This is a genomic window from Streptococcus oralis (assembly GCF_016028255.1).
GTDB classification, from domain to species: Bacteria; Bacillota; Bacilli; order Lactobacillales; family Streptococcaceae; genus Streptococcus; species Streptococcus oralis_AC.
The window spans coordinates 1149087-1175459 of sequence record NZ_CP065707.1; the positions used below are offsets into that span (position 1 = coordinate 1149087).

Consider the following 26373-nt stretch of genomic DNA (forward strand, 5'->3'; position numbering starts at 1 on the left):
TGCTATGTTCAACATTTATAAATCTTGTAAATCAACAACTTCCAAACCATTTTCTGTTAAACGATAGATACTCGTACAGACCTCTTTTAAGAAGCGTCTGTCATGCGAAACAGTGATCAGACCGCCGGGATAGGAGGCAAAGAGTTTTCTGATTTCGGGTTGAGAAGTAGGAGAAAAGTTTCGTGTGGGTTCATCGAGAAGGAGAAAGTTTGGTCTTCGTAGAACTAAATCCAAAAGAAGCAGTTTTCCCTGTTGACCACCAGATAAGGAACGAATCTGGTGTTGCATCTCTGAATAACTGAAATTGAGACTGGCTAAGTGGGATTGGATTTTCTGTAGTTCCTCTTTTTGTCCAGTTGGGCTGAGGTAGGCTACTGGAGATAAATCTAATTGTAGTTTTTTGTGGTAATCTTGTGGCATAAAACCAAGCGAAATTTCTCTTTTGTCGCTTAGCAGTTGCTGTAACTTGTCTAACAGGGTCGATTTCCCAATACCATTAGGCCCGATGATACCGATTTTATCTTGACCACGGACAGTTAGTTGTAACTCCTGAGCTAAAATTCGCTCGCCAATGGACAAATGTTCTTTTTCAAGTTGGATTAAGACTTTAGAAGCCGGTAATGGTTGGATATCTGAAAAGAAAAGTTGGATTTGTTCCTCTTCAAGTGGCTTTTGGGTCATGGACTGAGCTTCCTTTTCAAATCGTTTTTCTTGAGAGAGAACAGTTTTCATCTTTTTAGCCAGTAGGCGCCCAGCAACATCATTTTTAGTATTTCGCAAAGCATTTTCTACATTTTGCTTGACGCGGCGATGCTTTTCCATTGTTTTGTCATAGGCTCTCTGGTCGTTAGCAGCTTGCTGGCTTTGTCTGGCAAAACTAGCCTTTCTCTGCTCACTGTAGCGATCATAGTCTAAATGCTCTACTAGCGTTTCCGCTTCTTTTCGGTGCTTGACCAGTCGCAAGTGGACAATAGTATCTGCCGTTTGAGAAAGAAAGTCTTCATCATGGGAAATGAAAATAACGGTTTGCCTCATCTTCTGTATTTGCCTTTTTAGCCAATCAACAGTCTCAAGGTCCAGGTCATTTGAAGGTTCATCTAAAAAAAGAATCTCAAAGGGTTTGGCTAACTCATGGATGAGCTGAATTTTTAAAGCTTCACCCCCTGAAAGGCTCCCAATCTTTTGGTCACTAGCGAATCGATCACTATCAAAATGCAACTCCTCAGCCAAACGATAGAGGATACTGTAGTCTAAATCAGTAGACTCTAAAAAGAAGTAATCGTGTAGAGTTCTATTTTTTAGCTCCTCAGGTAACTTTTGAGGAATGTAGGCCAGTGACTGAAGGTCAGACTGGATGTCTCCTTTGATAGTGAAATCAGGCAAAGCTTCCCCCATTAAAGCTCGTAGCAAGGTCGATTTGCCATTTCCTTCTTCGCCAATAATAGCAACCTTTTCCCCGTCTTGGATAGTCATGCTTAAGTCAGATACAAGGTCTCGTAAATCTTTGTTTTGTGTGATGGTCAGATGATTGATTTTTATCATATTCTTGCCCTTTCTAGAATGTCCATTGTGCATAACAAAAAGCTCTACTTTACCTAGTAGAGCTAGTATTTTATGTCAAAAAACTCTATTCTCCTCACTGAAAATCCCATCAAACTAGTTCAGTCTAACCCTATCCAACCCAAGAGGAGCATAGCTTTCTAGTTTTTTGATTTTCAAAGTGGATAAAGCACTAGATGATCTAGTACAAAAAGAGCATGCAAAAAGAGACAAAAACACGATCTACTAAATAAAGTTTCTTTATTTGATAGACTTAGTTGTTCATGTCTCCCTTACCTCCGAGTATTAGTACCTCTATCCTATACCTTTAAGGAAATTTTGTCAATAGTAAATCCAAAATTTTAATTTCTAAAATCCAAAAACAGGTCCATAGAGATTCAGTACGTGCTTGACATGCTCGTAATGGAACTTGTCATAGTTGCGCCAAGCGGTGCGTGCTTGGTCGTTTAGTTTTAGGCTCCCCAGTCCAATCAGAAGACTGGTGCGTTGGTAAAATTTCTCAAGGTCGATTAAGATGCTGTTGTCAAGCTTTTCCGCTTTTTTAAGTTCCTTGAGAGTGCTGTTCAGCAGTTCTTGTAGACGGAAATCATCGGCTGTACCTTGTTTGCAGCTTTGGTAGCTTTTATTTAACTCGGATAGGAGTTGGTAAGCTTCAGTGATGAGTGCTTTGTCTTCCATATGAGCATCCTCCTTGCTCTGATGCATTCTTGCCTATAGTATAGCACTAATCAGAAAATATGTCATAGTAAATATGTTAAAAAATGAGATTTTAATATCAAAGTTTGGAAAGCTGACTTATAGCCTTTTCATGGTATAATCAAGTGAGTAAATCTTTATGGAGGAAATATGAAGTTAAACATTCAAGAAATTCGTAAGCAACCTGAAGGTCTACACTTTGAACAAGCTTTAGACCTGGCAGCAGACTTACGTAAACGAAATCAAGAAATTTTAGATGTCAAAGATATCGTAGCAGTGGGAAAGGTCCAGTACGAAGACCGTATGTATTTCCTAGATTATCAGTTATCTTATACCATCGTTCTTGCTTCCAGCCGCAGTATGGAGCCAGTTGAGTTGGCAGAGTCTTATCCAGTCACAGAGGTCTTCATGGAAGGAGCGACCAACCAACTGGACCAAGAAGTTTTAGATGATGACTTGGTCTTGCCTATCGAAAATGGGGAAATTGATTTGGCTGAAAGTGTGTCAGATAATATCTTGCTAAACATTCCAATCAAAGTCTTAACAGCAGAAGAAGAAGCTGGTCAAGGTTTTGTGTCTGGAAATGACTGGCAAATCATGACTGAGGAAGAATACCAAGCCCAACAAGCAGTCAAGAAAGAAGAAAACAGTCCATTTGCAGGCTTGCAAGGACTATTTGACGGAGACGAGTAGATGGTTTTATCCAAGAAACGTGCCCGTCATGTCATAGAGGAAATTATCGCCCTTTTTCCAGATGCTAAGCCTAGTCTTGATTTTACCAATCATTTTGAACTACTGGTTGCAGTGATGCTGTCAGCCCAGACGACAGATGCAGCGGTTAATAAGGCCACACCAGGTCTCTTTGCAGCCTTTCCAACGCCACAAGCCATGTCTGTAGCGACAGAGAGTGAAATTGCTTCACACATTTCCCGTCTGGGACTGTATCGAAATAAGGCTAAATTCCTTAAAAAATGTGCCCAGCAGTTACTAGACGATTTTAATGGTCAAGTGCCTCAGACTCGAGAGGAATTAGAAAGCCTAGCAGGTGTTGGACGCAAAACAGCCAACGTAGTCATGAGTGTGGGCTTTGGAATTCCAGCCTTTGCAGTTGATACTCATGTTGAGCGTATCTGTAAGCATCACGATATCGTTAAAAAATCAGCTACGCCCCTCGAAGTAGAAAAACGTGTCATGGATGTTCTGCCTCCAGAGAAATGGTTGGCAGCCCATCAGGCTATGATTTACTTTGGACGGGCTATCTGTCACCCAAAGAACCCAGAATGCGATCACTATCCACAATTATATGATTTTAGTTCGTTATAAGATGAAAATTTTATGTTTTTTTCTTGCATCGATCCTTTCTTTGTGATATAGTAATAACAATAAAATATTCCTTTAAACCTGTCCCGTGAGGCAGGCAAGGAGTCGGATCAATAGATAGCAGAAGTCTATACTCTTTACAGTAGAGCTGGCTTGGCTATACATTCTGAAGTCTCCTTGTTAAGGAGACTTTTCTTTTTGGAGGTTTGTCATGAGGACAAAAGAAGTTGTAGACGAATTGACCGTCAAACGAGCGATTACTCGGATTACCTACGAGATTATTGAGCGAAACAAAGATTTGAATAAAATCGTTTTGGCTGGTATTAAAACGCGAGGTGTTTTTATCGCTCGTCGTATCCAAGAACGCTTGGAACAGTTAGAAAATATCGCTGTTCCAGTGGTAGAACTGGATACCAAGCCTTTCCGTGACGATGTAAAAAGTGGTGAAGATACTTCTCTAATTTCTGTTGATGTGACAGATCGGGAAGTCATCCTGGTGGACGATGTACTCTACACTGGTCGGACTATCCGAGCTGCTATTGACAATATTGTTAGCCATGGTCGCCCTGCTCGTGTGAGTTTGGCAGTCTTGGTTGATCGTGGCCACAGAGAACTTCCAATCCGTCCGGACTATGTTGGAAAAAACATCCCAACCAGTCGTTCTGAAGAAATTATCGTAGAGATGACAGAACTAGATGGACAAGACAGAGTACTAATCACAGAACAAGCCTAAAACACTAAAAGGAGTAAAAAAATGTCAGAAAATCAACAAGCTTTGCAACATGTCGTTTCTATGGAAGATCTTACTGTAGAACAAGTAATGAAATTGATTAAACGAGGAATCGAATTTAAAAACGGAGCGAGTGCTTCTTATGAGGAACAACATATCGTTTCCAACCTTTTCTTTGAAAGTTCAACTCGTACCCACAAATCCTTTGAGGTAGCAGAACTGAAACTTGGACTTGATCTTTTGGATTTCGATGTGAAGACCAGTTCAGTGAATAAGGGTGAAACACTCTATGACACGATCTTGACGCTTTCTGCACTAGGAGTGGATGCCTGTGTCATTCGTCACCCAGAGGTGGACTACTACAGAGAATTGATTGCTAGCCCGACCATCACAACTTCGATTATCAATGGTGGGGACGGTTCAGGGCAACACCCTAGCCAAAGTTTGCTTGATTTGATGACAATTTATGAAGAATTTGGACATTTTGAAGGTCTTAAGGTGGCCATCGCTGGCGACCTAAACCACTCTCGAGTAGCTAAGTCTAATATGCAAATTCTTAAACGCTTAGGAGCGGAGCTTTACTTTGCGGGTCCTGAGGAATGGAGAAGTGAGGAGTTTGAGCATTACGGTCGCTTTGTATCAATTGATGAGGTAATTGATCAAGTAGATGTTATGATGTTTCTTCGTGTGCAACATGAACGTCATGAAATTGTGACAGGATTTTCAAAAGAAGACTATCATAACCAGCATGGATTGACACAAGAACGCTATGACCGCTTGAAAGAAAAAGCAATCCTTATGCACCCAGCTCCAGTCAATCGTGATGTGGAAATCGCTGATCACTTGGTAGAAGCACCGAAATCACGTATTGTTCAGCAAATGACCAACGGTGTCTTTGTCAGAATGGCAATTTTAGAATCTGTGCTGGCCTATAGAAAAGCAAAATAAGGCACAAAGCGTTAAAAGATGTCTGAGAGCATCAACGAGAGGTGAGTAGATGAAAAAACGACTTCTAGTATTAGAAGATGGTACAGTATTTGAAGGCAAGGCCTTCGGAGCAGATATTGATGTAACAGGGGAAATCGTCTTTAACACAGGGATGACTGGTTACCAAGAATCCATTACTGACCAGTCTTACAATGGACAAATCTTAACCTTTACCTATCCTTTGGTGGGAAATTATGGAATTAACCGTGACGACTACGAGTCAATCACTCCTACCTGCAAGGGAGTAGTAGTTTTTGAAGAAGCGCGTAGAGCCAGCAACTGGCGCAATCAAATGACCTTGGATGAATTCTTGAAAGCCAAGAAAATTCCTGGTATCTCAGGGATTGATACCCGTGCTCTTACAAAAATTATCCGTAAGCATGGTACCATGCGTGCAACCTTGACACATGTTGGAGACAGTATGGACCATATCATAGACCAGCTCCAAGCGACAGTTCTACCGACAGATAATATCAAGCAAGTCTCTACTAAGACAGCTTATCCTGCTCCTGGAGTTGGATTGAGTGTCGTATTGGTAGACTTTGGACTTAAACACTCCATCTTACGCGAACTATCTAAGCGTAACTGTAACGTGACCGTTGTTCCATACACAACAACAGCAGAAGAGATTCTCCATCTCCATCCTGACGGGGTCATGTTGTCAAACGGTCCAGGAAATCCAGAAGATGTTCCTCAGGCACTTGATATGATTCGTGGTGTGCAAGGGAAAATTCCAATCTTTGGTATCTGTATGGGGCACCAACTTTTTGCTATGGCAAATGGTGCTAAGACCTACAAGATGAAGTTTGGTCACCGTGGATTTAACCACGCGGTGCGTGAAATTGCAACAGGCCGAGTAGACTTTACTAGCCAGAACCATGGTTATGCGGTTAGCCGTGAGGATTTGCCAGAGCATTTGATTATTACCCACGAAGAAATCAATGACAAGTCAGTTGAGGGTGTGCGTCACAGATACCAACCAGGTTTCTCTGTGCAATTCCACCCAGATGCAGCTCCAGGACCGCACGATGCAAGCTATCTCTTTGATGAATTTATCGAAATGATGGAGTCGTTTAAATCTGCTAATCGCTGATATAGGAAACTCTGTCAGAGGCTTGTCGAATAAAAAGGCAAGTCCTTTCTTTTAGTTGAGCAATGAGATGCTGAAAATTTTTACACTCGATTTATTATTGAAAAATCATCGGAGAATTTATTTAATGTCGCCCTGTGAGGCGACGAATAGAAAGGCAGGTCGTTTCTTTTAGTCGCTATCAGGCGAACTAAAAACTCCCTGCACTAGATTTTTTATCGAAAAGTATCGTTTCGCTAAAAAATCGTCGGAGAATTTATTTAATGGCAACCCGAGAGTTGCCGAATAGAAAGGAGAAGGGTGGTCCGTATTTTCTGAACTGAATACGGGCTACGGACGGTGCTAAAAAGATAGTTATTCCTAGAACTGATAGTTCTTCGTCATAACTCCTATTTTAGCTTTGTCCGCTTGACGCCCTTAATATCTTATAAATGCCTAAACGTACTGATATTCAAAAAATTATGGTGATTGGTTCTGGTCCGATTATTATTGGTCAGGCTGCTGAGTTTGACTACGCGGGGACCCAGGCCTGCTTGTCTTTGAAAGAGGAAGGCTATGAGGTTATCTTGGTGAACTCAAACCCTGCCACCATCATGACGGATAAGGAGATTGCTGACAAGGTTTACATCGAACCGATTACACTTGAGTTTGTGACGCGTATTCTCCGTAAGGAACGTCCAGATGCTTTGCTTCCAACTCTTGGAGGTCAGACAGGGCTCAATATGGCTATGGAATTGTCTAAAAATGGTATCTTAGATGAGCTTGGGGTAGAGCTTTTAGGTACTAAATTATCTGCCATCGACCAAGCGGAGGACCGTGACCTCTTTAAACAATTGATGGAAGAGCTTGAGCAACCGATCCCTGAATCTGAAATTGTCAACACAGTGGAAGAAGCTGTTTCCTTTGCGGCATCAATCGGCTACCCAGTTATCGTTCGTCCAGCTTTCACACTTGGTGGTACTGGTGGTGGTATGTGTGCCAATGAGGAAGAATTGCGTGAAATCGCTGAAAATGGGTTGAAACTGTCACCTGTTACCCAATGTTTGATTGAACGTTCGATTGCAGGTTTCAAGGAAATCGAATACGAAGTCATGCGTGACTCAGCTGATAATGCCCTCGTTGTTTGTAACATGGAAAACTTTGACCCAGTTGGGATTCATACAGGGGATTCTATTGTATTTGCTCCTGCGCAAACCATGTCAGACTATGAAAACCAAATGCTACGTGACGCGAGCTTGAGCATCATTCGTGCCCTCAAAATTGAAGGTGGATGTAACGTTCAGTTGGCTCTTGATCCGCATAGCTTTAAATACTATGTTATCGAAGTAAACCCTCGTGTATCGCGTTCGTCAGCTCTTGCTTCTAAGGCAACAGGTTATCCGATTGCCAAATTGGCTGCCAAGATTGCCGTCGGTTTGACCCTAGATGAGGTTATCAACCCAGTTACAGGTTCAACCTATGCCATGTTTGAACCAGCCCTTGACTACGTCGTTGCTAAGATTCCACGTTTCCCATTTGATAAGTTTGAAAAAGGGGAGCGTCGTCTTGGTACCCAGATGAAGGCGACTGGAGAAGTCATGGCGATTGGTCGTAATATCGAGGAATCTCTTCTTAAAGCTTGTCGCTCCCTTGAAATTGGGGTTCACCACAATGAAATGCCTGAACTTACAACAGTTTCGGATGATGCCTTGATTGAAAAAGTTGTGAAAGCCCAAGATGACCGTCTCTTCTACGTATCAGAAGCCATTCGCCGTGGTTACACACCAGAAGAAATTGCTGAATTGACCAAGATTGATATCTTCTATCTAGATAAACTCTTGCACATCTTTGAAATTGAGCAGGAATTGGGTGCCCATCCACAAGATTTAGAAGTCTTGAAAACTGCTAAACTTAATGGTTTCTCAGACCGCAAGATTGCTGAACTCTGGGAAACGACAGCTGATCAAGTTCGTCAACTTCGTCTGGGAAATAAGATTGTCCCAGTATACAAGATGGTCGATACCTGTGCGGCAGAGTTTGACTCTGAAACACCATACTTCTATTCAACCTATGGATGGGAAAATGAGTCTATCAAGTCGGATAAGGAATCTGTCCTTGTCCTAGGTTCAGGTCCAATCCGTATCGGTCAAGGGGTTGAGTTTGACTACGCAACCGTTCACTCGGTTAAGGCTATCCAGGCAGCTGGTTATGAAGCTATCATCATGAACTCAAACCCAGAGACTGTTTCAACAGACTTCTCTGTGTCTGACAAGCTCTACTTTGAGCCATTAACTTTTGAAGATGTCATGAATGTCATTGACCTTGAGCAACCAAAAGGGGTTATCGTTCAGTTCGGTGGTCAAACAGCCATCAACCTTGCAGAGCCCTTGGCAAAAGCAGGTGTGACCATTCTTGGTACACAAGTTGCTGACCTAGACCGTGCCGAAGACCGTGATCTCTTTGAACAAGCACTCAAAGATTTAGATATTCCACAGCCACCAGGACAAACAGCGACTAATGAAGAAGAAGCTGTGCTTGCAGCTCGCAAAATTGGTTTCCCAGTCCTGGTTCGTCCATCTTATGTCTTGGGTGGACGTGCCATGGAAATCGTTGAAAACGAAGAAGATCTTCGTTCTTACATGCGTACCGCTGTTAAGGCCAGTCCAGACCACCCAGTCCTTGTTGACTCATACATCGTTGGTCAGGAGTGTGAAGTCGATGCCATTTCAGATGGAGAAAATGTTCTCATCCCTGGTATCATGGAACATATCGAACGTGCCGGTGTCCACTCAGGTGACTCAATGGCCGTTTACCCACCACAAACCTTGTCTCAAAAAGTCCAAGAAACAATCGCAGACTACACCAAACGCCTAGCAATCGGTCTTAACTGTCTTGGGATGATGAACATCCAGTTTGTCATCAAGGATGAGAAAGTTTATGTTATTGAGGTCAATCCACGTGCCAGCCGTACGGTGCCATTCCTTTCTAAGGTAACCAATATTCCTATGGCTCAGGTAGCGACTAAGCTCATTCTTGGTCAAAACCTTGAAGAACTTGGCTACCAAGATGGCCTTTACCAAGAAAGCACTCGCGTTCATATCAAGGCGCCAGTCTTCTCCTTTACGAAACTAGCTAAGGTAGATAGCTTGCTCGGTCCTGAAATGAAGTCAACAGGGGAAGTTATGGGTTCTGATACAACTCTTGAAAAAGCTCTCTATAAGGCCTTTGAAGCTTCTTACCTACACTTGCCAACTTTTGGAAATGTAGTCTTTACTATCGCAGATGATGCCAAAGAAGAAGCCTTGGACTTGGCTCGTCGTTTCCAAAATATCGGTTATGGTATCCTTGCGACAGAAGGGACAGCAGCCTTCTTTGCTAGTCATGGACTTCAAGCACAACCTGTTGGTAAGATTGGTGATGACGATCAGGATATCCCAAGCTTTGTTCGCAAAGGGAAAATCCAAGCAATCATCAATACTGTCGGAACCAAACGAACTGCTGACGAAGATGGTGAGCAAATCCGCCGTTCAGCCATTGAACACGGTGTGCCACTCTTTACAGCCCTAGATACAGCTAATGCCATGCTCAAGGTGTTAGAAAGCCGCAGTTTTGTCACAGAAGCAATCTAGTTGAGAAAGAATTTTCACAGTTTTAAAGCCAGCGTCAGAAAACGCTGGCTTTTGCAATACAGATATTGCTTATTTTAACTATCATTCTTTCCTTAAGAATCATTCTAAATTGTGATATAATAAGGAAGAATTGGAAATAGGAAACTATTTTCATGATATTTTCAAAAATCCCATTGAGAAAATAGGTAAAGACAGATTAGAAAGTGTAAAATTCCGATGTCTTCTTACAAAAAAGTCTCTCTTTCTGAGATCAACCAATCTATTGAAACTCCGAATAACAATCATTTTTGGCAAAATCTAAAAGCATTTTTAGGACCTGGAGCCCTTGTAGCAGTGGGTTATATGGATCCTGGAAACTGGATTACCAGTGTGGTTGGTGGTGCTTCCTACAAATATAGTCTCTTATTTGTTATTTTGATTTCCTCCATCATTGCTATGCAGTTACAACAGATGGCTGGAAAGCTCGGTATCGTGACTAGGATGGACCTAGCACAGGCAACAGCTCATCATGCTCCCAAATGGCTTCGCTATAGTTTATGGGTGATTTTAGAATTGGCTTTAATGGCGACAGACTTAGCTGAGGTTCTAGGCTCAGCGATTGCCTTAAATCTTTTGTTTAAAATACCAATTATGGTCGCTATCCTCTTAACCGTTTTAGATGTATTTCTTTTGTTGTTGTTAATGAAATTTGGTTTCAAAAAAATTGAAGCTATTGTTACAACCCTTATTTTAACCATATTGGCCATTTTTACCTATCTTGTGGCCTTATCTAATCCAAGTATCCAGGGGATTATTGGTGGTTATTTACCAACTTCAACTTTATTTGAAACACCGTTACCAGGCCATGAAAGTCAATTGACCTTGGCTTTAGGGATTGTAGGTGCGACAGTCATGCCCCATAATCTCTATCTCCATTCCTCTCTATCCCAAACAAGGAAAATCAATCACAAAGATAAGAAGGATGTTCGAAAAGCCGTGCGTTTTATGACCTGGGATTCAAATATTCAGCTGTCCCTAGCCTTTATTGTCAATTCCTTACTGCTCATTTTAGGGGCATCTCTCTTTTTTGGTCATGCATCTGAGATTTCAGCTTTCTCTCAAATGTACAATGCTTTACAGGATTCGAAGATAGCAGGAGCAATAGCCAGCTCAACCTTGTCAACTTTATTTGCTCTAGCTCTCTTAGCAAGTGGTCAAAATTCTACTATTACAGGTACCTTGACAGGACAGATTGTCATGGAAGGTTTCTTGCATCTAAGATTGCCTCAGTGGATTATCCGTATCGGTACACGTATTTTTGCCTTGCTCCCTGTGATTATTGTTGCCGTTTTGTTTGGACATCAAGAAAAAACCTTGGATCAGTTATTGGTCTATTCACAGGTCTTTCTGTCAATCGCTCTTCCGTTTTCAATTTTCCCCTTGATTTATCTAACATCTAAAAAGTCACTGATGGGAGAATTCACCAATGCCAAGTGGAACACCATCCTAGGTTACGCAGTTTCAATCATCTTAACCATTCTCAATATCAAGCTTCTTTTTGATATTTTTTAAACTTGTTCAAATTAGTTCTCGGCACTAGCTTGAAGCTTGATATTGAGATAATAGTAGTGGTTGGTTCATAAAAACAAGTGCAAAAAAAGAACAGTTGAAACTGTTCTTTTTCTTGTTATTTGAGACCGTATTTTACAAAGATATACTCTATAGTGTTTAAATCCTTATTAAATCAACGTTTCTAAAAGGGATATAGCTGTAAAATATTATATATATACCGTATTGTTAAACCAAGACGGTACCAAAAAGGTACCAAAAATTAAGGTTTCGGAGCTTATAAAATAAAGAAAGATGTCTCAGGTGTTTGAGATTTTTTTTTGGCAAGAAAAAACTCTTGAATATAATCCAAGAGTGAAACAAATAGGACCAGTGGTGGCACGGGTTCTTTACAGCCTAAAGCTGAAGGCAGTACCTCACCTGTACTTGAAACAAGTACCTTTGAGCAAACTGTTACCAGTCACCCGACAAACATCCTATCCTTAGTTATAGTTTAGGATAAATAAGAGAGAATGTCAATAATAATTTTTATTAACTTATATAATTTATCTTAAAAATCGCCGTAGCGCTTTAGTTGACTGACGTACTGAGCGATCAAGAAAGCGTAATGCAGAAAATGCAAGCATCCAACCAAATAGTGTTTTTCTCATAGCGTTACCTCCTCACTAAATAGTATACCACAGCTTATTTTTTAGCTGCGATTCCCTCGACGGTCTTCTTTTTGAAAAAATCGATTTTTTCAATCGGAGTCATATTGCGATATGTTTTGATAAAATCACGATAAATCAGATACTTTTTATCAGGATCAAGTAAGTCATTAAAGAGTTTAATGACTCCAGTTTTAAAGCTATCAATATCCTCAATAACAAGAAGAATATAAGGTGATTTTTGTATTAGATGGATGTTATAGTTATCCTTGAGGCGAATTTCTAAAACATTGATGGCCAGGGGATTTGACCAAAACGATTCTCCTTGTTCATCTGAAGTAAAATAAGGCTCAATAATGCTGAGTGGATAGGCTGATGTTAGATAGTTACCAGTGATTTCTTTGAAAACTGACTGTAGGAAACCCAGTAATATTTTTCCGGAAAATGTACCAGGTTGTTTAATTTTGTGTACTAAAGGTTTGTTAATATTGTTCATCTTTTTCTCCTTGTTCATTTATTCCATGGTTCTCTTGACAACAAGTAACCTAGTCTTTTTTAGCCTTTGGCAATCGGTCGTCAGCTTTTCAGCCTGACGACTCGACTGTCTTTAGTCTAAAGTCGACTAGCTTGTTATCAAGAGACTTTCACGGCATAAAGTGCTTAAAATATATTTTTTTCAATCATGTTTTTAAAACTTCGAGCGACTGACATAATGGTTATTCTTGGTGGACGTATTTGATTTATGACATGTAGCATTTTGCTAAATTCTTTAGGGTGCATGTAATTTCTTGCTGTTTTGCGCCAAAGCGCAAGTTTTTTATTTACGGCATTTAATTGCTCACTTAATCGTTTCATATTTTCATTGAGTTTTTTATTTGCGTGTTCTAGTTTATCGACTTCTGATTTTAGCGTACGATTTTCAGATAATATATGATCACTCTTCATCAGTTCTTTAGCTAAGTTATTCTGTTTAGAAAGTGATTGCTGTAATTGCTGTTCAAGGTTGCTGTTCTCATGACTTAGCCTATTATTATCCAGGGCATGTTGAGATGCTGTATTAAAGAGTCTGTCATACGTCGCCTTATCCATTTTTAGCTTACCGTCAAATGTACGTCTGACTAATTTTTCTTTTTTCATTTCTTCAAGCTGTAGAGGTTGAATAGACTCCAAAACAGCGATATCATCTAGTAAAGCATCTTTCTCTTTTTCTAGTTGCTTTAGTTTTTCGGTTTTATCAACTATCTTTTTATCAGTATCATCCAGTAAGCGTTGCTTTTCTTTAAATTCTGCTGTTTCAAGGTGTTTCTTCTTGCTATCAGACTCCCCACGTTGCAAATTATAGCCATGTTCATTCAGGTATTTAGGAAATGCCTCCTGGATCTCTTTCAGTTGGTCACGGCTACCAAATAATGACTTAGAGCTTAACTTGCCATTTTGCATAGGTACAAGTCCTAAATGCATATGTGGCGTACTCTCGTCAAGATGTACCATAGCATAAGCGATATTACTATTACCGTATCTTTCAGCAAAGAAATTTTTTGCTGTTTCAAAAAAGTCCTTAATCTGATCCGAACTCATATTTTCAAAAAATGCCTTATCTGATGTAATAATCCATTCATTACACAAAACAGCATCTTTACGTAGAGCACGTTTGGAAATTTTATTATCGTTGATGTATTGTTTAATCTGCCTATCGTAAGGGATAGAGCGATCACGGTCGGTTAATTCATAATTTAGGTGAGTCTTTTCTGGGTCAATATCCTTGTTCGAGTGATTTTCAAAAATTCGTTCATTGTGACGATAGGCACCACCAAGATTTCCAGATTTCATTTTTTGCATCCTAGCTACTGCATAACTCATAGTTTGTTCTCCTTTCTCGGCTCAAAGGGTCGCCGAGCTGGTGGCGGAAGATTGCCACCAGGACTAAGTGCCCCATAGGGTAGTTTCTTTCCTGAAGGATCGGCACGACTTCCATGTAAAGTGTAACGCACTACACTTTACTCCGTAAATGTGCGTTCTCCGAAGGGTCTTGCAGACGGCACATCGCTCCGAATACAGGAGCGACATCGAACCACCTCTCGAGCCACAAGAGGAGTTTCGATTATACTCGCCGAAGCGAGTAGGGCACTCTATCAGTGCCCCAGGGTCGGACGCTTCGCATTGTCCGACAAATGCCGTCAGAAGACGGCAAAGGCTAAAGCTACAAGGAAAGCTATAGATACAGTAGTGAGTGCAATCATTAAGTAAAATCGATGTTGTTCCAATCGTTCAGCATAATCTGCCCAAGCTTTTAAATTTTGTTGCTCACTCTTCCTATAGCCTTTCAATAGTTGCAAATCTTGTTCTAGTTGTTTGCCTTGTTCTTTAGCCTCCTCTAATTCTTTCTCAAGTTTAATCACATCATTTTCAAAATGATAATCTTCAAGTATTCTAATGCCTATTAAATCAAGGTTTTCAACCTTTTGGTTGTCTAGGTATAAATGACCTTTCAACCTCTCTTTATATTTTGGAGATCGTATCCGTTTATAGATGGATTGACTACTAACTCCCAGGCTATCAGCGTAGTCTTTTATTCTCATTTTAGGCCTCGTAACTCCTTGTTAATACTGGATTTTCAACCAAATGGTTGAAAGCTATTTTTTGTTTCTCTTCCCCCATAATAAGCAAGCTGTTTTTCTAATATTGGTCGTTCATGTTTTAATAAATCTTTCATCAATTTCAGATAGTCAATATCAGATGTTTTATAGATCTGTAAAAGTTTCTTGTATTTTGTACGTGTGTTTTTACTGACTTTGTTCCAGATTCCTTTATCACGAGTAAGGGCAAGTAAGTAAAGTTGAGCCTCTATGCCTAAACCTTCAAAGTTAAACGGTTTAAAGATAACAGAGTCAATGACTTCAAATATTTCTTCAACCGAGCGACTGCGGAGCTGAAATTCTAAGCGCCACCAATGCTGGAACTGCTGGGCAAATTTCTTGTCTTCATCAGAGCCATTTTCTAATTGTTCAACTTTTTTGTTATAGAGTCTGATTTGCTTTTCTGACCTGGAGGCGCCTAGATATTTAGTTTCTAGTTTTCCATTCTGGTCTCTCCATTCTTTGGTAGCAGTAGGGCGGCCTTTCTTTTCAAGAATAAACTCACTACAATCAACTTCAAATATATCAAAAGCTAAATCGACTCGAGAGATTGCAATATCTTCAAGATATGGTATAATTGTATCTAAGATATTAATATCAATCTGTCGGAGTTTATTGGGGTTAAACTCTATCCTGAAAGGGCGAGCATTAAAGGCTTGTCCTTTTAATTTGTCGTAGTCTAGGAGGAGTCTAACGTGACTTCCGTCCCGAGTGATTGCTCTAAACATATCAGTCATTGCAGTCTGGACGATAATGGCTGTATGACTTTCTATCAAACTTTTGAGATCAAGGAGTTTGATAGGTTTGATATAAGCTGTAATAGTGATGTTGTCCAAGCTAACTTTTAATTCCAAATCAACCTCCTTTCTTGTAGAGGTCGCCTATCGGCGCCTCTTTTTTGTCTGCGCAAAGACCTCCGTAAAATGACATTCTTGGGGGAGCAACCCCAAGCCGACTTCGTCGGACCATTTTCATTTTGCTACGGTCAAACTTGCCAAAAAATGGGTGCAGTAAAATCCCACGAAATGGGAACATAGCGGGCTGTTAGAGGAGCCCGCGTTATAAATTTTGAGGAAGCTCAAAAATTTAGTCTCAAAATCTCATTTTCAAAATATTTTCATAGCTGTTTTCATAACTGTTTTAGGACTAGAAATTTTGTAAATCTGAAACAGATTTTTGAAAAAGGTCAACTCTTTCAATCAAAAATATTTCTAGTATTTTTTCGATGATATCTTCAGGGGGAATCTGCTTGTTTTTCTTGTATTTAAAGAATCGGTCCTTAGCTTTTTTCATTTCTCCTAAATCATCAGACACATCAGCAAATAGCAACTTATGTAATTCAAACCAAGGTAGTTCAGATTGTTTACGGACAACCTCGAAGTTTCTCCAAAAACGTCTACCCTCATCTAGCTTTTCAAATTTTCTAAATAAATTCTCTCGTTCTGCTTTACGGTATTCTTTTGGCAAGAGTGTCCCAACATATTCTGGAGTCATGTTCGAATAGATGGCTTCTTTTGTTACAACAATGGGGAGTTTTAAGGAACTATCAACGTCTTTCAAAATCTTTCTAACAAATTGACTAAGTGTAATTTGTGTATTTAATTTATACTTCAACATCTTAGTACTTAACAGTTCAAATATATCAGTTGACCTAAAAAGCCATTCCATCAGCGTTTTAGTATCTATATCTTTACTTGAGAATACTTGATATTCAAGCTGATAGCTATCCAATCGTGACTGGATGGCCTGATTAAGTGCTGTATCTTTTCCAAAGTAAACCTTTATCATATTTACACCTCGTTAATATAAGTCATGTATGGTAAGTTATGGTTATAATAGCTTGTATTCCATTGCCGTTCACGTTCAATTAAGTTGACAGATTCCAAGCGTTGTAAAACGGCTACCATAGTCGTTCTAGCGCAAGAAAATTTTTTGGCTAGATCCTCAATTCTATATGCTAGGTAAATATTTCCTTCATCATCTACCCAACCTTTCTCTATTGCCTCTTCTTGTTTGTTTCTTAGCACAGAATAGACAATAACATCAAGGGGTATCAAATCCTTATAGAAATCGTCTTGAAATAATACTTTAGGTATTAAGTAATAATCATCACAGTAATCCATATTTCTCATCTTTCATATTGTTGTAGCCATTGAGCGACTTTGTGTTTATCGTACAGGGTCACTCCATCAATGACCATGTGAGGCATGCCTTCACGTTGCCATTTGATAACGGTAGTAGTTGATACATCAAGCCATCGACATAGACCTGACATTCGTAGCATAGGCTTATATAGTTCCTGATCTTCAAAAGCTTTTTCGATAGCTTTCTGAAGCATGGTATCGTAGCGAGCAAGCAACTTCTTTTCGGTTGCTTTTGGGAGGTGGATGGTAAAATTTTCTGTCATATTCTGACCCCTTTCTTAATTTTATAAGCTCCGAATAATTCATTTTGAATTATTTACATAGATTATAAATTCTTTTTGAATTGTTGTCAAGTTTTTTTATTCATTTTGTATTATTTGTGTTACAATATATAAAAAACAAGGAATTAAGATATGACTAACAATATTGGAAAACTTATTAAAGACAGTAAAAAAAAATTAACTGAAATTAGCGATAGTACAGGTATAGCTTATCCTACGTTGTCGGGGTATAATCAAGGAATTAGAACACCTAAGAAGAAAAATGCAAAAATCCTTGCAGAATACTTCGGGGTGTCTATCCCTTACTTGCTGGGGATTGATGATAACCCTGTATTAGTCAATCCAGGTTCAACCAAAGAAATTTTTAAAGGCTTCGCCAAAGTGCTTCAGGGAAAAAGTACGATTGAAAATAAAATCACTCAATGGACTCCTTTTGGAGAAGATCTTGCTATTATACTTAAAGAGCTCAATCAGTCAGAGGCATTGTCTGACTACATTGATTTTCTAGCAAGCAAAAAAGACTTTAACCCTATTTTGGTTAAAGCTATTAAGGAATTTATAGCTGATGAGAAACAAGGTCTTATTCCTTTCCTGATTAACAAATCAGGAGCAGAAGACTCCCCTTATCACTACGTATGGCAAGCATGGGAAAAAACTCCTGAATACCAGGAAAGAATGGCAGAAAAACGTAATAAATAACTGACAATCATGATTTCTTTATTTTATAAGCTCCGAAACCTTAAAAAATAAAGGAGAAATTAGAATGTCTATTATTAAATATAAGGCTAAAAAGTCTAAATCAGGGTATCTTTATAAGGTCAGAATCTACAGGGTGATTGATGGCAAACGTCAGGACTTCTTTAAAAGCGGTTTTAAGAGCCTTAGAGAGGCTAGACAGTATGAAGCTATGATTTACCACAAAAAAGCGTCAGGAGACCTCTCAGGGCTTCTGAGAGTCTCTGAGAGACGTTTTGATGAAGTTTTTGAAGAATGGTTCAAAACTTATCAAAACACAGTAGAGAGGACGACAAGCGTCCGTACAGATGATTTGTTTAGAATCCATATCTTGCCAGTTCTTGGAAAGATGAAAATTTCCAAAATTACTCCTTGGCAATGTCAGAACTTTATTACCGAAAAAGGTCAGACTTTTAGAAATATCAAACAGGTAAAATCTTACACTAGTCAAGTGTTTGATTTTGCTTTGAAGATGAAATTGATTACAGAAAACCCAATGAAGCAAACGATACTCCCAAAAAGAGAGCGGAAGAAGTCAGATAACTTCTTTAGCGTTGAGGAGTTGCATGAGTTTTTAGATATTATTAAGGCAGAAGAGCCTTATAAAAACTATGCCTTATTTCGTTTGTTGGCCTATAGTGGCTTAAGGAAAGGGGAGCTGTATTCTTTGAGGTGGTCTGATATTGATTTTGACAATCAATTACTTTCTATCAGCAAAAATCTAGGTAGAATCAAGGGGAAAGCAGTTGAGAAAAGCACCAAAAACAGGTTTTCCATACGGCAAATCCCTTTAGATACTGAGACAATCTCGATTTTGAAAGAGTGGAAACAAAAGAGCAGAAGAGAAAAGGGGCAACTGTCAGTTACCCCATTGATTGATAGCGATTATATGTTTACGTTTGTTGATCGAGACGGAAAGATAGAACCTTTATATCAGGATTATATCAATAGTGTTCTAAAGCGGATCATCAGGAAACATGGCTTGAAGAAGATAACTCCTCATGGCTTCAGACATACTCATGCAACCTTGATGATTGAAGTAGGGGTTGACCCTGTCAATGCGGCCAAAAGATTAGGTCATGCAAGTAGTCAAATGACCCTGGATACTTATAGCCATTCTACAGTAGCAGGAGAGAAGAAAGCTATCACAAAATTTGTAGATTATCTGGATAGTGCAAAAGGTTAGTTTTCCAAGACGGTACCAAAAACGGTACTAAAAACAAAAAAAGCCAATTCCAATTTCTTGGAAAAGGCTTTGTATCAACGTTTTTAAGCAATAAATGCGGTTGATTATTTGAGACCGTATTTTTTGTTGAAACGATCCACACGTCCATCTGCTTGAGTGAACTTTTGACGTCCAGTGTAGAATGGGTGTGAGTCTGATGAAATTTCCACACGGATCAATGGGTAAGTTTCGCCTTCGAACTCAACAGTTTCGTTAGAGCATTTTGTTGAACCGCTAAGGAATTTGTAACCAGTAGTTGTGTCCATGAAGACAACTGGGCGATATTCTGGATGGATATCTTTTTTCATTTTGCAATATTTCCTTTCTGCCATGGTCTCTTTGCGAGCCATAGATTGTTACCATACTAGTTTATCAGATTCTGAAAAGTTTGGCAAGTATTTTATTAGTTTTTAAGCAAGTTTTTTAACTTTTGATAGATGATTTCGTTTTCCTCTAAGTTATAGGAATTGGCACCACTGGCTAATGGATGCCCTCCCCCGTCGTGTTGTTTGGCTATTTCATTGATAGGGGTGATTTTACTGCGCATTCGCACACGGAAGTGACCATCAGCTTGCTCAACAAAGATAGCCCAAGCCTTAACAGTATCGATTCGACCAGGTGCTCCAACAATCGCTGCTGTTTCAGCATCCGTAACCTTATATTCTTTCAGGATTTCCTGAGTAAGCAGAACGCGTGCGGCTCCATTCTCATCAACTTCTAAGTGATCATAAACATACCCTTGCAATTTTGCAATCTTGAAGCTCATGGTATCCATTTGACGAGATAATCCAGCAAAGTCAAAATCAATTTCTCGGAGCTGGCCAGCTATTCTAAAGGTACGGGCACTAGTTGATGGGTAGAGAAAACGCCCTGTGTCCCCGACAATTCCTGCATAGAGAAGTCGTGCAGCTTCACTAGACAAAGCTAGCTGATTTTCTTGAGCAAATAGGGCAATCATCTCACTGGCACTGCTTGAACTTGTATCCACCCAAGATAGGTCACCATAAATATCATCATTTGGATGGTGATCGATTTTGATGGTGAAAGCAGCTTGTTCGTATCGTTTATCATCGATACGAGGACGATTCGCTGTATCACAAATAATAGCAAGAGCTCCTTGGTAGTCACTGTCTTGGACAGTATCCATTTCCGCTATCCAAGTTAGAGTTGGTTCGTTAAAACCGACTGCTTTGATAGTCTTTTCTGGAAAATGGTGTGTAAGAAGAGTTTTCAAGCCCACCTGACTTCCCAAGGCATCAGGGTCTGGTTTCATATGACGATGAATGATAATAGTATCGTATTCTTTGATTTTTTCTAATATTTGCTGGCAAATTTCCATAAATAACCTCAATTCTTTCTCATTTCATTGTAGCACAAGAATTTTTATTTTTAAAATGAAAAAGATATGATATAATGGAGAAAGATAAATTGAGGAGGACGATATGGCATTAGCAAAAATTGTATTTGCCAGTATGACCGGTAATACCGAAGAAATTGCAGATATTGTAGCAGACAAATTACGTGACTTGGGCTTGGATGTCGATGTTGATGAATGTACAACTGTTGACGCTTCAGACTTCTTGGAAGCGGACATCGCGATCGTTGCGACTTATACTTATGGAGACGGAGAATTGCCAGATGAGATGATGGACTTCTACGAAGACCTAGCAGATCTCAACTTGAATGGCAAAATCTACGGAGTGGTCGGTTCAGGAGATACCTTCTACGACGAATTCTGTAAGGCTGTCGATGACTTTGATCGTGTATTTGTAGCGACAGGAGCAGAAAAAGGTTCAGAGTGTGTTAAAGTGGACCTCTCTGCCGAGGAAGAAGATATTGAACGCTTGGAACAATTCGCAGAAGAATTGGCTGCAAAAGTAGGATAAGAATCAAACTGCGCTGACTGGAAGAAGTCAGTGCGTTTTTTATTAGTTTTTTTGGGATTTTACTAGCCTATTTAGAGGCTTTTTGATACAATAATTCAAATAAAGGAGGAGACTGTATGAACTTAGATATTATTCGGCAAGAAATTGATCAAATCGATGACCAAATCGTCAAGCTCCTAGAAGAACGGATGCTCTTAGTTGAAGGGGTTGTTGCTTATAAGAAAGCATCTGGTAAGCCAATCTTAGATTCTAAGAGAGAAGAAGTTATTTTTGAGAAAGTCAAAAATCGAGTGGAAGATAAGCGCTATCAGGAAACCATTGTTGCGACTTTTTCAGACATTCTCAAACGTTCGCGTGATTATCAGGATCAAAATATCAAATGAAAAAAGAACAATTCTATCCACTAGGGATTTTTCTAGCTGCCATGTTGGGCGGGCTTGTCCGCTATCTAGTTTCCACTTGGTTACCAGCTAGTCCAGAATTTCCTTGGGGGACCCTCCTTGTCAACTATCTGGGCATTTTCTGCTTGGTCTATCTGGTGAAAGGCTATCTGGTCTATAAGGGAACTAGTAAAGGCTTGGTTTTAGCACTGGGGACGGGTTTTTGCGGAGGTTTAACAACCTTTTCTAGTCTAATGCTTGATGCCGTGAAACTGCTTGATACCGGGCGTTATCTTAGCTTAATCATCTATCTGCTTTTGAGTATTGGAGGAGGTCTGCTCTTGGCTTATGTTCTAGGGAGGAAGAAATGGTAATCGTTTATCTTGCAATCGCCTGCGGGTTCGGAGCCCTTGTGCGTTATTTCTTTTCCCGCTACAATCAAGCTTCTAAATTGCCATTGGGAACTCTCATTGCCAATCTTATAGGATGTTTTTTAATTGGCCTACTCTACAATCATGTGGAGTCTAAGGAAGTCTATGCTATCCTAGCGACAGGTTTTTGTGGAGGGCTGACGACCTTTTCGACCCTGAATGATGAGCTGCAAAGACTATTAAGTGACAAGAAGGTATTTTATTGCTATTTTCTCTTAACTTACATAGGCGGTTTTCTAGCGATTTTTTTAGGAATTTTGCTATAAATTTCTTTACTTTTAGGTGGAAATTTGGTAAACTGTATCTTGTGTGTAATGGACGCACAAAAATACAGTTTATCCGCTGAGGAAGGTTCCTCAAGATTGACAAAGATAGGAGAATAAAATGAATCCATTAATCCAAAGCTTGACTGAAGGTCAACTTCGTACAGATATCCCATCATTCCGTCCTGGTGACACTGTTCGTGTACACGCGAAAGTTGTCGAAGGTAACCGTGAACGTATCCAGATTTTTGAAGGTGTTGTTATTGCACGTAAAGGTGCTGGCATCTCAGAAAACTACACAGTTCGTAAAATCTCTAACGGTGTAGGTGTTGAGCGTATCTTCCCAATCCACACTCCACGTGTTGAAAAGATCGAAGTTGTTCGTTACGGTAAAGTACGTCGTGCGAAATTGTACTACTTGCGTGCACTTCAAGGTAAGGCAGCTCGTATCAAAGAAATCCGTCGTTAATTCGACTAAAAAACTCTGCTCACCCAGCAGGGTTTTTCTCTAGCTCCCTTAGTTCAATGGATATAACAACTCCCTCCTAAGGAGTAGTTGCAGGTTCGATTCCTGCAGGGGGCATATAAACTATTGATTTTTATTCAGAAATCACTCAAGTTAAAATAGAACTTAAAAAGCGTTAGATTACGCTTTTTTGTTTTTATCAATGATGAAAACGGGAGAATTTGCATATAATTATAAAAAGACAGGATATTTTAGTTAATTGCATATAATGATTTGATTTTTTAGGAAGTAAAGAGTAAAATTTAATTAATATGATAATTAGTTAGGAGTTTGACTATGAACGGTTTAGTTTTAGGTTTGGATATTGGTATTGCCTCCGTAGGAGTGGGAATTCTAGAAAAAAATTCTGGTAAGATTATCCATACGAATTCTCGTATTTTCCCAGCTGCAACTGCTGATAGTAATGTTGTAAGAAGAAGTAGTAGACAAGCTAGACGATTAAATCGTCGAAAAAAACACCGTAGAGTTCGCTTTCAGGATCTATTTGAAGACTATGGTTTGTTAACTGATTTTTCTAAGGTATCCATTAATCTTAATCCATATCGACTTCGTGTAGATGGCTTGAATCAGCAACTAACGAATGAAGAGCTGTTCATAGCTTTAAAGAACATTGTTAAGAGACGTGGTATTAGCTATTTAGATGATGCTTCTGAGGATGGGGGTACAGTATCGTCTGATTATGGCAAGGCAGTTGAGGAAAATAGAAAATTACTTGCTGAACAAACACCTGGTCAAATCCAACTTGATCGTTTTGAAAGATATGGTCAAATAAGGGGAGATTTCACTGTTTTAGAAAATGGTGAGAAATGCCGATTGATCAATGTTTTTTCAACATCTGCGTATAAAAAGGAAGCTGAAAGAATTCTTAGAAAACAGCAGGAATTCAATAGTAAAATTACGGATGAGTTTATCGAGGATTATCTAAAAATCCTTACAGGGAAAAGAAAATATTATCATGGACCAGGAAATGAAAAATCTCGGACGGATTATGGACGTTTCCGAAAAGATGGTACTACCTTAGATAATATTTTTGGTATTTTAATCGGTAAATGTACATTTTATCCTAATGAATACAGAGCTTCTAAAGCTTCCTATACCGCTCAAGAGTTTAATTTGCTAAATGATCTAAATAATTTATCAGTTCCTACAGAGACCAAGAAACTGAGTGAGGAACAAAAGAAAACAATCATTGAATATGCGAAGTCGGCGAAAACCTTAGGAGCCTCAACCTTATTGAAGTACATTGCTAAAATGATTGATGCTTCAGTAGATCAGATACATGGTTATCGAGTTGATGTAAACAATAAACCTGAAATGCATACTTTTGAAGTATATCGAAAAATGCAATCGCTAGAAACAATTTCAGTTGGGGAATTATCTAGAAATGTTCTAGATGAACTTGCCCATATTTTAACTCTAAATACTGAACGAGAAGGTATAGAAGAAGCGATTAATACGAAGTTAATGGGTGTATTTAGTCAAGACCAAGTACTTGAATTGGTTCAATTTAGAAAAAATAATAGCAGTCTATTTAGTAAGGGATGGCATAATTTTTCTCTTAAACTCATGATGGAATTGATACCAGAACTCTATGAAACTTCAGAAGAGCAAATGACAATTCTAACACGATTGGGGAAACAAAAAAACAAAGAGACATCAAAACGAACTAAGTATATTGATGAAAAAGAAGTAACAGAAGAAATCTATAACCCTGTAGTAGCGAAATCTGTCAGACAGGCCATAAAGATAATCAACGAAGCAACTAAAAAATATGGTATCTTTGATAATATCGTTATCGAAATGGCGCGTGAAAATAACGAAGAAGACGCTAAGAAAGATTATATAAAACGTCAAAAGGCAAACCAAGATGAGAAAAATGCAGCTATGGAAAAAGCGGCGTTTCAATACAATGGGAAAAAAGAGTTGCCGGATAACATTTTTCATGGGCATAAGGAATTAGCTACTAAGATTCGTTTATGGCATCAACAGGGAGAAAAGTGTCTCTATACTGGGAAGAATATTCCAATTTCAGATTTAATCCACAATCAGTACAAGTACGAAATTGACCATATTTTACCTCTATCTTTATCATTTGATGATAGTTTATCTAATAAAGTATTGGTTTTAGCTACAGCAAACCAAGAAAAGGGACAGCGAACACCGTTTCAGGCTTTAGATAGTATGGATGATGCCTGGTTCTACCGTGAGTTTAAATCTTATGTAAAAGACTCTAAATTATTAAGTAATAAAAAGAAAGATTATCTTTTAACAGAAGAAGACATTAGTAAAATTGAAGTGAAACAGAAGTTCATTGAAAGAAATTTAGTTGATACTCGATATTCATCGCGAGTAGTTCTAAACGCTCTACAAGATTTTTATAAGAGCCATCAATTTGATACAACTATTTCTGTGGTACGTGGACAATTTACTTCTCAACTAAGAAGAAAGTGGGGGCTTGAAAAGTCTCGTGAAACTTACCACCATCATGCTGTGGATGCCTTAATTATTGCTGCTTCGAGTCAATTAAGATTATGGAAAAAACAGAATAATCCTTTGATTTCTTATAAAGAAGGACAATTTGTAGATTCAGAGACTGGAGAAATTATTTCATTAAGTGATGATGAATACAAAGAGTTAGTGTTTAAAGCTCCTTATGACCATTTTGTTGATACATTGCGTAGCAAGACATTTGAGGATAGTATACTGTTTTCTTATCAAGTAGATTCAAAATACAATCGAAAAATTTCAGATGCAACCATTTATGCAACAAGAAAAGCAAAATTGGATAAAGATAAGTCTGAAGAAACTTATGTTTTAGGTAAGATTAAAGATATTTATAGTCAAGCAGGATATGATGCTTTCATTAAAATTTACAATAAAGATAAGAGTAAATTCTTGATGTATCACAAAGATCCACAAACATTTGAAAAAGTGATTGAAGAAATTTTAAGAACCTATCCTTCTAAAGAATTGAACGATAAAAATAAAGAGATCCCTTGCAATCCTTTTGAGAAATATAGACAAGAAAATGGGCCTATTCGTAAGTACAGTAAAAAAGGTAATGGACCAGAAATTAAAAGTCTGAAATACTACGATAAAAATATTCCAGAATCATTTATTAACATAACTCCCTCTAATAGTAATAATAAAGTGCTTCTTCGTCAATTATATCCTTGGAGAACAGATGTTTATTTTAATCCACAAACTGATAAATATGAGTTGCTAGGATTAAAATATGCAGATCTACAATTTGAGAAAGCAACTGGGAAATATTCTATAACTATTGATAAATATAATGAAATTAAAGAAAAAGAAGGAGTTAGCAAGGAGTCAGAATTCAAATTTACCTTATATAAAAATGACTTACTTTTGATTAAGGATACCAAAAATAATGAAGAACAGATTTTTAGGTTTTTATCTAGAACAATGCCTAATCAAAATCACTATGTCGAATTAAAGCCTTACGATAAAGGTAATTTTGAAGGTAAAGAAAAAATCAAAGTGTTAAAAATGACCTCTAATGGTCGTTGTATAAAAGGATTAGGAAAGAAATATCTCTCTATCTACAAAGTTAAAACTGATGTTTTAGGTAATAAACATTTCATCAAAAAAGAGGGTGACGAACCAAAACTCTTTTTTTAAAATATTTTAAAAAAAGAGTTGCAAACGCTTGTACAATG

26 protein-coding genes and 1 tRNA gene are annotated in these 26373 nt (G+C 38.6%); 16 read left to right on the forward strand and 11 right to left on the reverse strand.

The annotated features are described in order from the left end of the window. Positions 1 to 15: 15 nt before the first annotated feature. Together I6G42_RS05580 and I6G42_RS05585 are read right to left on the reverse strand one after the other, a co-directional pair. Complete coding sequence (locus I6G42_RS05580) at positions 16 to 1575, reverse strand: ATP-binding cassette domain-containing protein (protein WP_038805032.1); 1560 nt, start codon at positions 1573 to 1575, stop codon at positions 16 to 18. A gap of 333 nt (positions 1576 to 1908) precedes the next feature. Then, positions 1909 to 2238 (reverse strand): hypothetical protein, encoded by a 330-nt coding sequence (locus I6G42_RS05585; protein ID WP_038805033.1) that lies wholly within the window; start codon positions 2236 to 2238, stop codon positions 1909 to 1911. A 168-nt stretch (positions 2239 to 2406) separates the two neighbouring features. On the opposite strand from I6G42_RS05585, the gene I6G42_RS05590 reads away from it, so the two are divergent. The 7 genes from I6G42_RS05590 to I6G42_RS05620 all read left to right on the forward strand — a co-directional run bounded on the left by I6G42_RS05590 (position 2407) and on the right by I6G42_RS05620 (position 11542). Continuing rightward, positions 2407 to 2949, forward strand: a complete 543-nt coding sequence (locus I6G42_RS05590; RefSeq protein ID WP_038805034.1) for a YceD family protein — start codon at positions 2407 to 2409, stop codon at positions 2947 to 2949. After that, a complete protein-coding gene (gene nth, locus I6G42_RS05595) occupies positions 2950 to 3579 on the forward strand; it encodes an endonuclease III (RefSeq protein ID WP_000244438.1) in 630 nt (209 codons plus the stop codon). It abuts the gene before it with no gap. A gap of 208 nt (positions 3580 to 3787) precedes the next feature. Further along, positions 3788 to 4309: a bifunctional pyr operon transcriptional regulator/uracil phosphoribosyltransferase PyrR gene (gene pyrR, locus I6G42_RS05600; protein ID WP_038805035.1), complete on the forward strand. Its 522-nt coding sequence runs from the start codon at positions 3788 to 3790 to the stop codon at positions 4307 to 4309. A gap of 21 nt (positions 4310 to 4330) precedes the next feature. Then, positions 4331 to 5254: an aspartate carbamoyltransferase catalytic subunit gene (locus I6G42_RS05605; RefSeq protein WP_001293859.1), complete on the forward strand. Its 924-nt coding sequence runs from the start codon at positions 4331 to 4333 to the stop codon at positions 5252 to 5254. Positions 5255 to 5303: 49 nt separating this feature from the next. After that, positions 5304 to 6386 (forward strand): carbamoyl phosphate synthase small subunit, encoded by a 1083-nt coding sequence (locus I6G42_RS05610; RefSeq protein ID WP_038805036.1) that lies wholly within the window; start codon positions 5304 to 5306, stop codon positions 6384 to 6386. A 428-nt stretch (positions 6387 to 6814) separates the two neighbouring features. Next, a complete protein-coding gene (carB, locus tag I6G42_RS05615) occupies positions 6815 to 9991 on the forward strand; it encodes a carbamoyl-phosphate synthase large subunit (protein WP_038805037.1) in 3177 nt (1058 codons plus the stop codon). A 216-nt stretch (positions 9992 to 10207) separates the two neighbouring features. After that, entirely contained in the window at positions 10208 to 11542 is a 1335-nt protein-coding gene (locus I6G42_RS05620; protein WP_038805038.1) for an Nramp family divalent metal transporter, read from the forward strand. Between the two features lie 681 nt (positions 11543 to 12223). Here I6G42_RS05620 and I6G42_RS05625 read toward each other — a convergent pair. The 7 genes from I6G42_RS05625 to I6G42_RS05655 form a co-directional block, all read right to left on the reverse strand. Next, the gene (locus I6G42_RS05625) at positions 12224 to 12682 is read right to left on the reverse strand and encodes a hypothetical protein (protein ID WP_227698178.1); all 459 of its coding nucleotides are present in this window, start codon (positions 12680 to 12682) and stop codon (positions 12224 to 12226) included. A 164-nt stretch (positions 12683 to 12846) separates the two neighbouring features. Further along, positions 12847 to 14046: a MobV family relaxase gene (gene mobV, locus I6G42_RS05630; RefSeq protein ID WP_038805040.1), complete on the reverse strand. Its 1200-nt coding sequence runs from the start codon at positions 14044 to 14046 to the stop codon at positions 12847 to 12849. A 317-nt stretch (positions 14047 to 14363) separates the two neighbouring features. Beyond that, positions 14364 to 14765, reverse strand: coding sequence for a hypothetical protein (locus tag I6G42_RS05635; protein ID WP_001220478.1), 402 nt, complete (start codon positions 14763 to 14765; stop codon positions 14364 to 14366). A gap of 35 nt (positions 14766 to 14800) precedes the next feature. Beyond that, positions 14801 to 15676, reverse strand: a complete 876-nt coding sequence (locus I6G42_RS05640; RefSeq protein ID WP_038805041.1) for a replication initiation protein — start codon at positions 15674 to 15676, stop codon at positions 14801 to 14803. A 292-nt stretch (positions 15677 to 15968) separates the two neighbouring features. Next, the gene (locus I6G42_RS05645) at positions 15969 to 16610 is read right to left on the reverse strand and encodes a hypothetical protein (protein WP_038805042.1); all 642 of its coding nucleotides are present in this window, start codon (positions 16608 to 16610) and stop codon (positions 15969 to 15971) included. Between the two features lie 2 nt (positions 16611 to 16612). Next, positions 16613 to 16945 (reverse strand): replication initiator protein A, encoded by a 333-nt coding sequence (locus tag I6G42_RS05650; RefSeq protein WP_038805043.1) that lies wholly within the window; start codon positions 16943 to 16945, stop codon positions 16613 to 16615. A 5-nt stretch (positions 16946 to 16950) separates the two neighbouring features. Then, on the reverse strand, positions 16951 to 17229 hold the full coding sequence (locus I6G42_RS05655; RefSeq protein WP_038805044.1) for a hypothetical protein: 279 nt from the start codon (positions 17227 to 17229) through the stop codon (positions 16951 to 16953). A 150-nt stretch (positions 17230 to 17379) separates the two neighbouring features. Between I6G42_RS05655 and I6G42_RS05660 the strand changes: the two genes are divergently transcribed. After that, positions 17380 to 17946, forward strand: coding sequence for a helix-turn-helix domain-containing protein (locus I6G42_RS05660; protein ID WP_038805046.1), 567 nt, complete (start codon positions 17380 to 17382; stop codon positions 17944 to 17946). A 64-nt stretch (positions 17947 to 18010) separates the two neighbouring features. Then, entirely contained in the window at positions 18011 to 19168 is a 1158-nt protein-coding gene (locus tag I6G42_RS05665; RefSeq protein ID WP_038805047.1) for a tyrosine-type recombinase/integrase, read from the forward strand. Between the two features lie 104 nt (positions 19169 to 19272). Here I6G42_RS05665 and I6G42_RS05670 read toward each other — a convergent pair whose 3' ends face one another. Both I6G42_RS05670 and I6G42_RS05675 read right to left on the reverse strand, forming a co-directional pair. Then, positions 19273 to 19515, reverse strand: a complete 243-nt coding sequence (locus I6G42_RS05670) for a type B 50S ribosomal protein L31 (protein ID WP_038805048.1) — start codon at positions 19513 to 19515, stop codon at positions 19273 to 19275. A 95-nt stretch (positions 19516 to 19610) separates the two neighbouring features. Then, complete coding sequence (locus I6G42_RS05675; RefSeq protein WP_038805049.1) at positions 19611 to 20546, reverse strand: DHH family phosphoesterase; 936 nt, start codon at positions 20544 to 20546, stop codon at positions 19611 to 19613. Between the two features lie 103 nt (positions 20547 to 20649). Between I6G42_RS05675 and I6G42_RS05680 the strand changes: the two genes are divergently transcribed. The 7 genes from I6G42_RS05680 (at position 20650) to cas9 (ending at position 26335) form a co-directional block, all read left to right on the forward strand. Continuing rightward, positions 20650 to 21093, forward strand: a complete 444-nt coding sequence (locus I6G42_RS05680; protein WP_001162125.1) for a flavodoxin — start codon at positions 20650 to 20652, stop codon at positions 21091 to 21093. A 116-nt stretch (positions 21094 to 21209) separates the two neighbouring features. Further along, positions 21210 to 21476, forward strand: coding sequence for a chorismate mutase (locus I6G42_RS05685; RefSeq protein ID WP_038805050.1), 267 nt, complete (start codon positions 21210 to 21212; stop codon positions 21474 to 21476). Further along, positions 21473 to 21847: a fluoride efflux transporter CrcB gene (gene crcB, locus I6G42_RS05690; protein WP_038805051.1), complete on the forward strand. Its 375-nt coding sequence runs from the start codon at positions 21473 to 21475 to the stop codon at positions 21845 to 21847. The genes I6G42_RS05685 and crcB (I6G42_RS05690) overlap by 4 nt, the downstream gene beginning before the upstream one ends. Then, positions 21841 to 22170 (forward strand): fluoride efflux transporter CrcB, encoded by a 330-nt coding sequence (crcB, locus tag I6G42_RS05695; protein WP_038805052.1) that lies wholly within the window; start codon positions 21841 to 21843, stop codon positions 22168 to 22170. Before crcB (I6G42_RS05690) ends, crcB (I6G42_RS05695) begins: the two co-directional genes overlap by 7 nt. Positions 22171 to 22288: 118 nt before the next feature. Continuing rightward, the gene (gene rplS / locus I6G42_RS05700; protein WP_001068669.1) at positions 22289 to 22636 is read left to right on the forward strand and encodes a 50S ribosomal protein L19; all 348 of its coding nucleotides are present in this window, start codon (positions 22289 to 22291) and stop codon (positions 22634 to 22636) included. 42 nt (positions 22637 to 22678) lie between these two features. Further along, a tRNA-Arg gene (locus I6G42_RS05705) sits at positions 22679 to 22750 on the forward strand. A 219-nt stretch (positions 22751 to 22969) separates the two neighbouring features. After that, positions 22970 to 26335, forward strand: coding sequence for a type II CRISPR RNA-guided endonuclease Cas9 (cas9, locus tag I6G42_RS05710; RefSeq protein WP_038805640.1), 3366 nt, complete (start codon positions 22970 to 22972; stop codon positions 26333 to 26335). The last annotated feature ends 38 nt before the right edge of the window (positions 26336 to 26373 follow it).

Bases quoted from the DNA above. Each gene is read 5' to 3' on its own strand.
- I6G42_RS05580 (WP_038805032.1), bottom strand. From the start codon at position 1,575: ATGCACAATGGACATTCTAGAAAGGGCAAGAATATGATAAAAATCAAT.
- I6G42_RS05585 (WP_038805033.1), bottom strand. From the start codon at position 2,238: ATGGAAGACAAAGCACTCATCACTGAAGCTTACCAACTCCTATCCGAG.
- I6G42_RS05590 (WP_038805034.1), top strand. From the start codon at position 2,407: ATGAAGTTAAACATTCAAGAAATTCGTAAGCAACCTGAAGGTCTACAC.
- nth (WP_000244438.1), top strand. From the start codon at position 2,950: ATGGTTTTATCCAAGAAACGTGCCCGTCATGTCATAGAGGAAATTATC.
- pyrR (WP_038805035.1), top strand. From the start codon at position 3,788: ATGAGGACAAAAGAAGTTGTAGACGAATTGACCGTCAAACGAGCGATT.
- I6G42_RS05605 (WP_001293859.1), top strand. From the start codon at position 4,331: ATGTCAGAAAATCAACAAGCTTTGCAACATGTCGTTTCTATGGAAGAT.
- I6G42_RS05610 (WP_038805036.1), top strand. From the start codon at position 5,304: ATGAAAAAACGACTTCTAGTATTAGAAGATGGTACAGTATTTGAAGGC.
- carB (WP_038805037.1), top strand. From the start codon at position 6,815: ATGCCTAAACGTACTGATATTCAAAAAATTATGGTGATTGGTTCTGGT.
- I6G42_RS05620 (WP_038805038.1), top strand. From the start codon at position 10,208: ATGTCTTCTTACAAAAAAGTCTCTCTTTCTGAGATCAACCAATCTATT.
- I6G42_RS05625 (WP_227698178.1), bottom strand. From the start codon at position 12,682: ATGAACAATATTAACAAACCTTTAGTACACAAAATTAAACAACCTGGT.
- mobV (WP_038805040.1), bottom strand. From the start codon at position 14,046: ATGAGTTATGCAGTAGCTAGGATGCAAAAAATGAAATCTGGAAATCTT.
- I6G42_RS05635 (WP_001220478.1), bottom strand. From the start codon at position 14,765: ATGAGAATAAAAGACTACGCTGATAGCCTGGGAGTTAGTAGTCAATCC.
- I6G42_RS05645 (WP_038805042.1), bottom strand. From the start codon at position 16,610: ATGATAAAGGTTTACTTTGGAAAAGATACAGCACTTAATCAGGCCATC.
- I6G42_RS05650 (WP_038805043.1), bottom strand. From the start codon at position 16,945: ATGGATTACTGTGATGATTATTACTTAATACCTAAAGTATTATTTCAA.
- I6G42_RS05655 (WP_038805044.1), bottom strand. From the start codon at position 17,229: ATGACAGAAAATTTTACCATCCACCTCCCAAAAGCAACCGAAAAGAAG.
- I6G42_RS05660 (WP_038805046.1), top strand. From the start codon at position 17,380: ATGACTAACAATATTGGAAAACTTATTAAAGACAGTAAAAAAAAATTA.
- I6G42_RS05665 (WP_038805047.1), top strand. From the start codon at position 18,011: ATGTCTATTATTAAATATAAGGCTAAAAAGTCTAAATCAGGGTATCTT.
- I6G42_RS05670 (WP_038805048.1), bottom strand. From the start codon at position 19,515: ATGAAAAAAGATATCCATCCAGAATATCGCCCAGTTGTCTTCATGGAC.
- I6G42_RS05675 (WP_038805049.1), bottom strand. From the start codon at position 20,546: ATGGAAATTTGCCAGCAAATATTAGAAAAAATCAAAGAATACGATACT.
- I6G42_RS05680 (WP_001162125.1), top strand. From the start codon at position 20,650: ATGGCATTAGCAAAAATTGTATTTGCCAGTATGACCGGTAATACCGAA.
- I6G42_RS05685 (WP_038805050.1), top strand. From the start codon at position 21,210: ATGAACTTAGATATTATTCGGCAAGAAATTGATCAAATCGATGACCAA.
- crcB (WP_038805051.1), top strand. From the start codon at position 21,473: ATGAAAAAAGAACAATTCTATCCACTAGGGATTTTTCTAGCTGCCATG.
- crcB (WP_038805052.1), top strand. From the start codon at position 21,841: ATGGTAATCGTTTATCTTGCAATCGCCTGCGGGTTCGGAGCCCTTGTG.
- rplS (WP_001068669.1), top strand. From the start codon at position 22,289: ATGAATCCATTAATCCAAAGCTTGACTGAAGGTCAACTTCGTACAGAT.
- cas9 (WP_038805640.1), top strand. From the start codon at position 22,970: ATGAACGGTTTAGTTTTAGGTTTGGATATTGGTATTGCCTCCGTAGGA.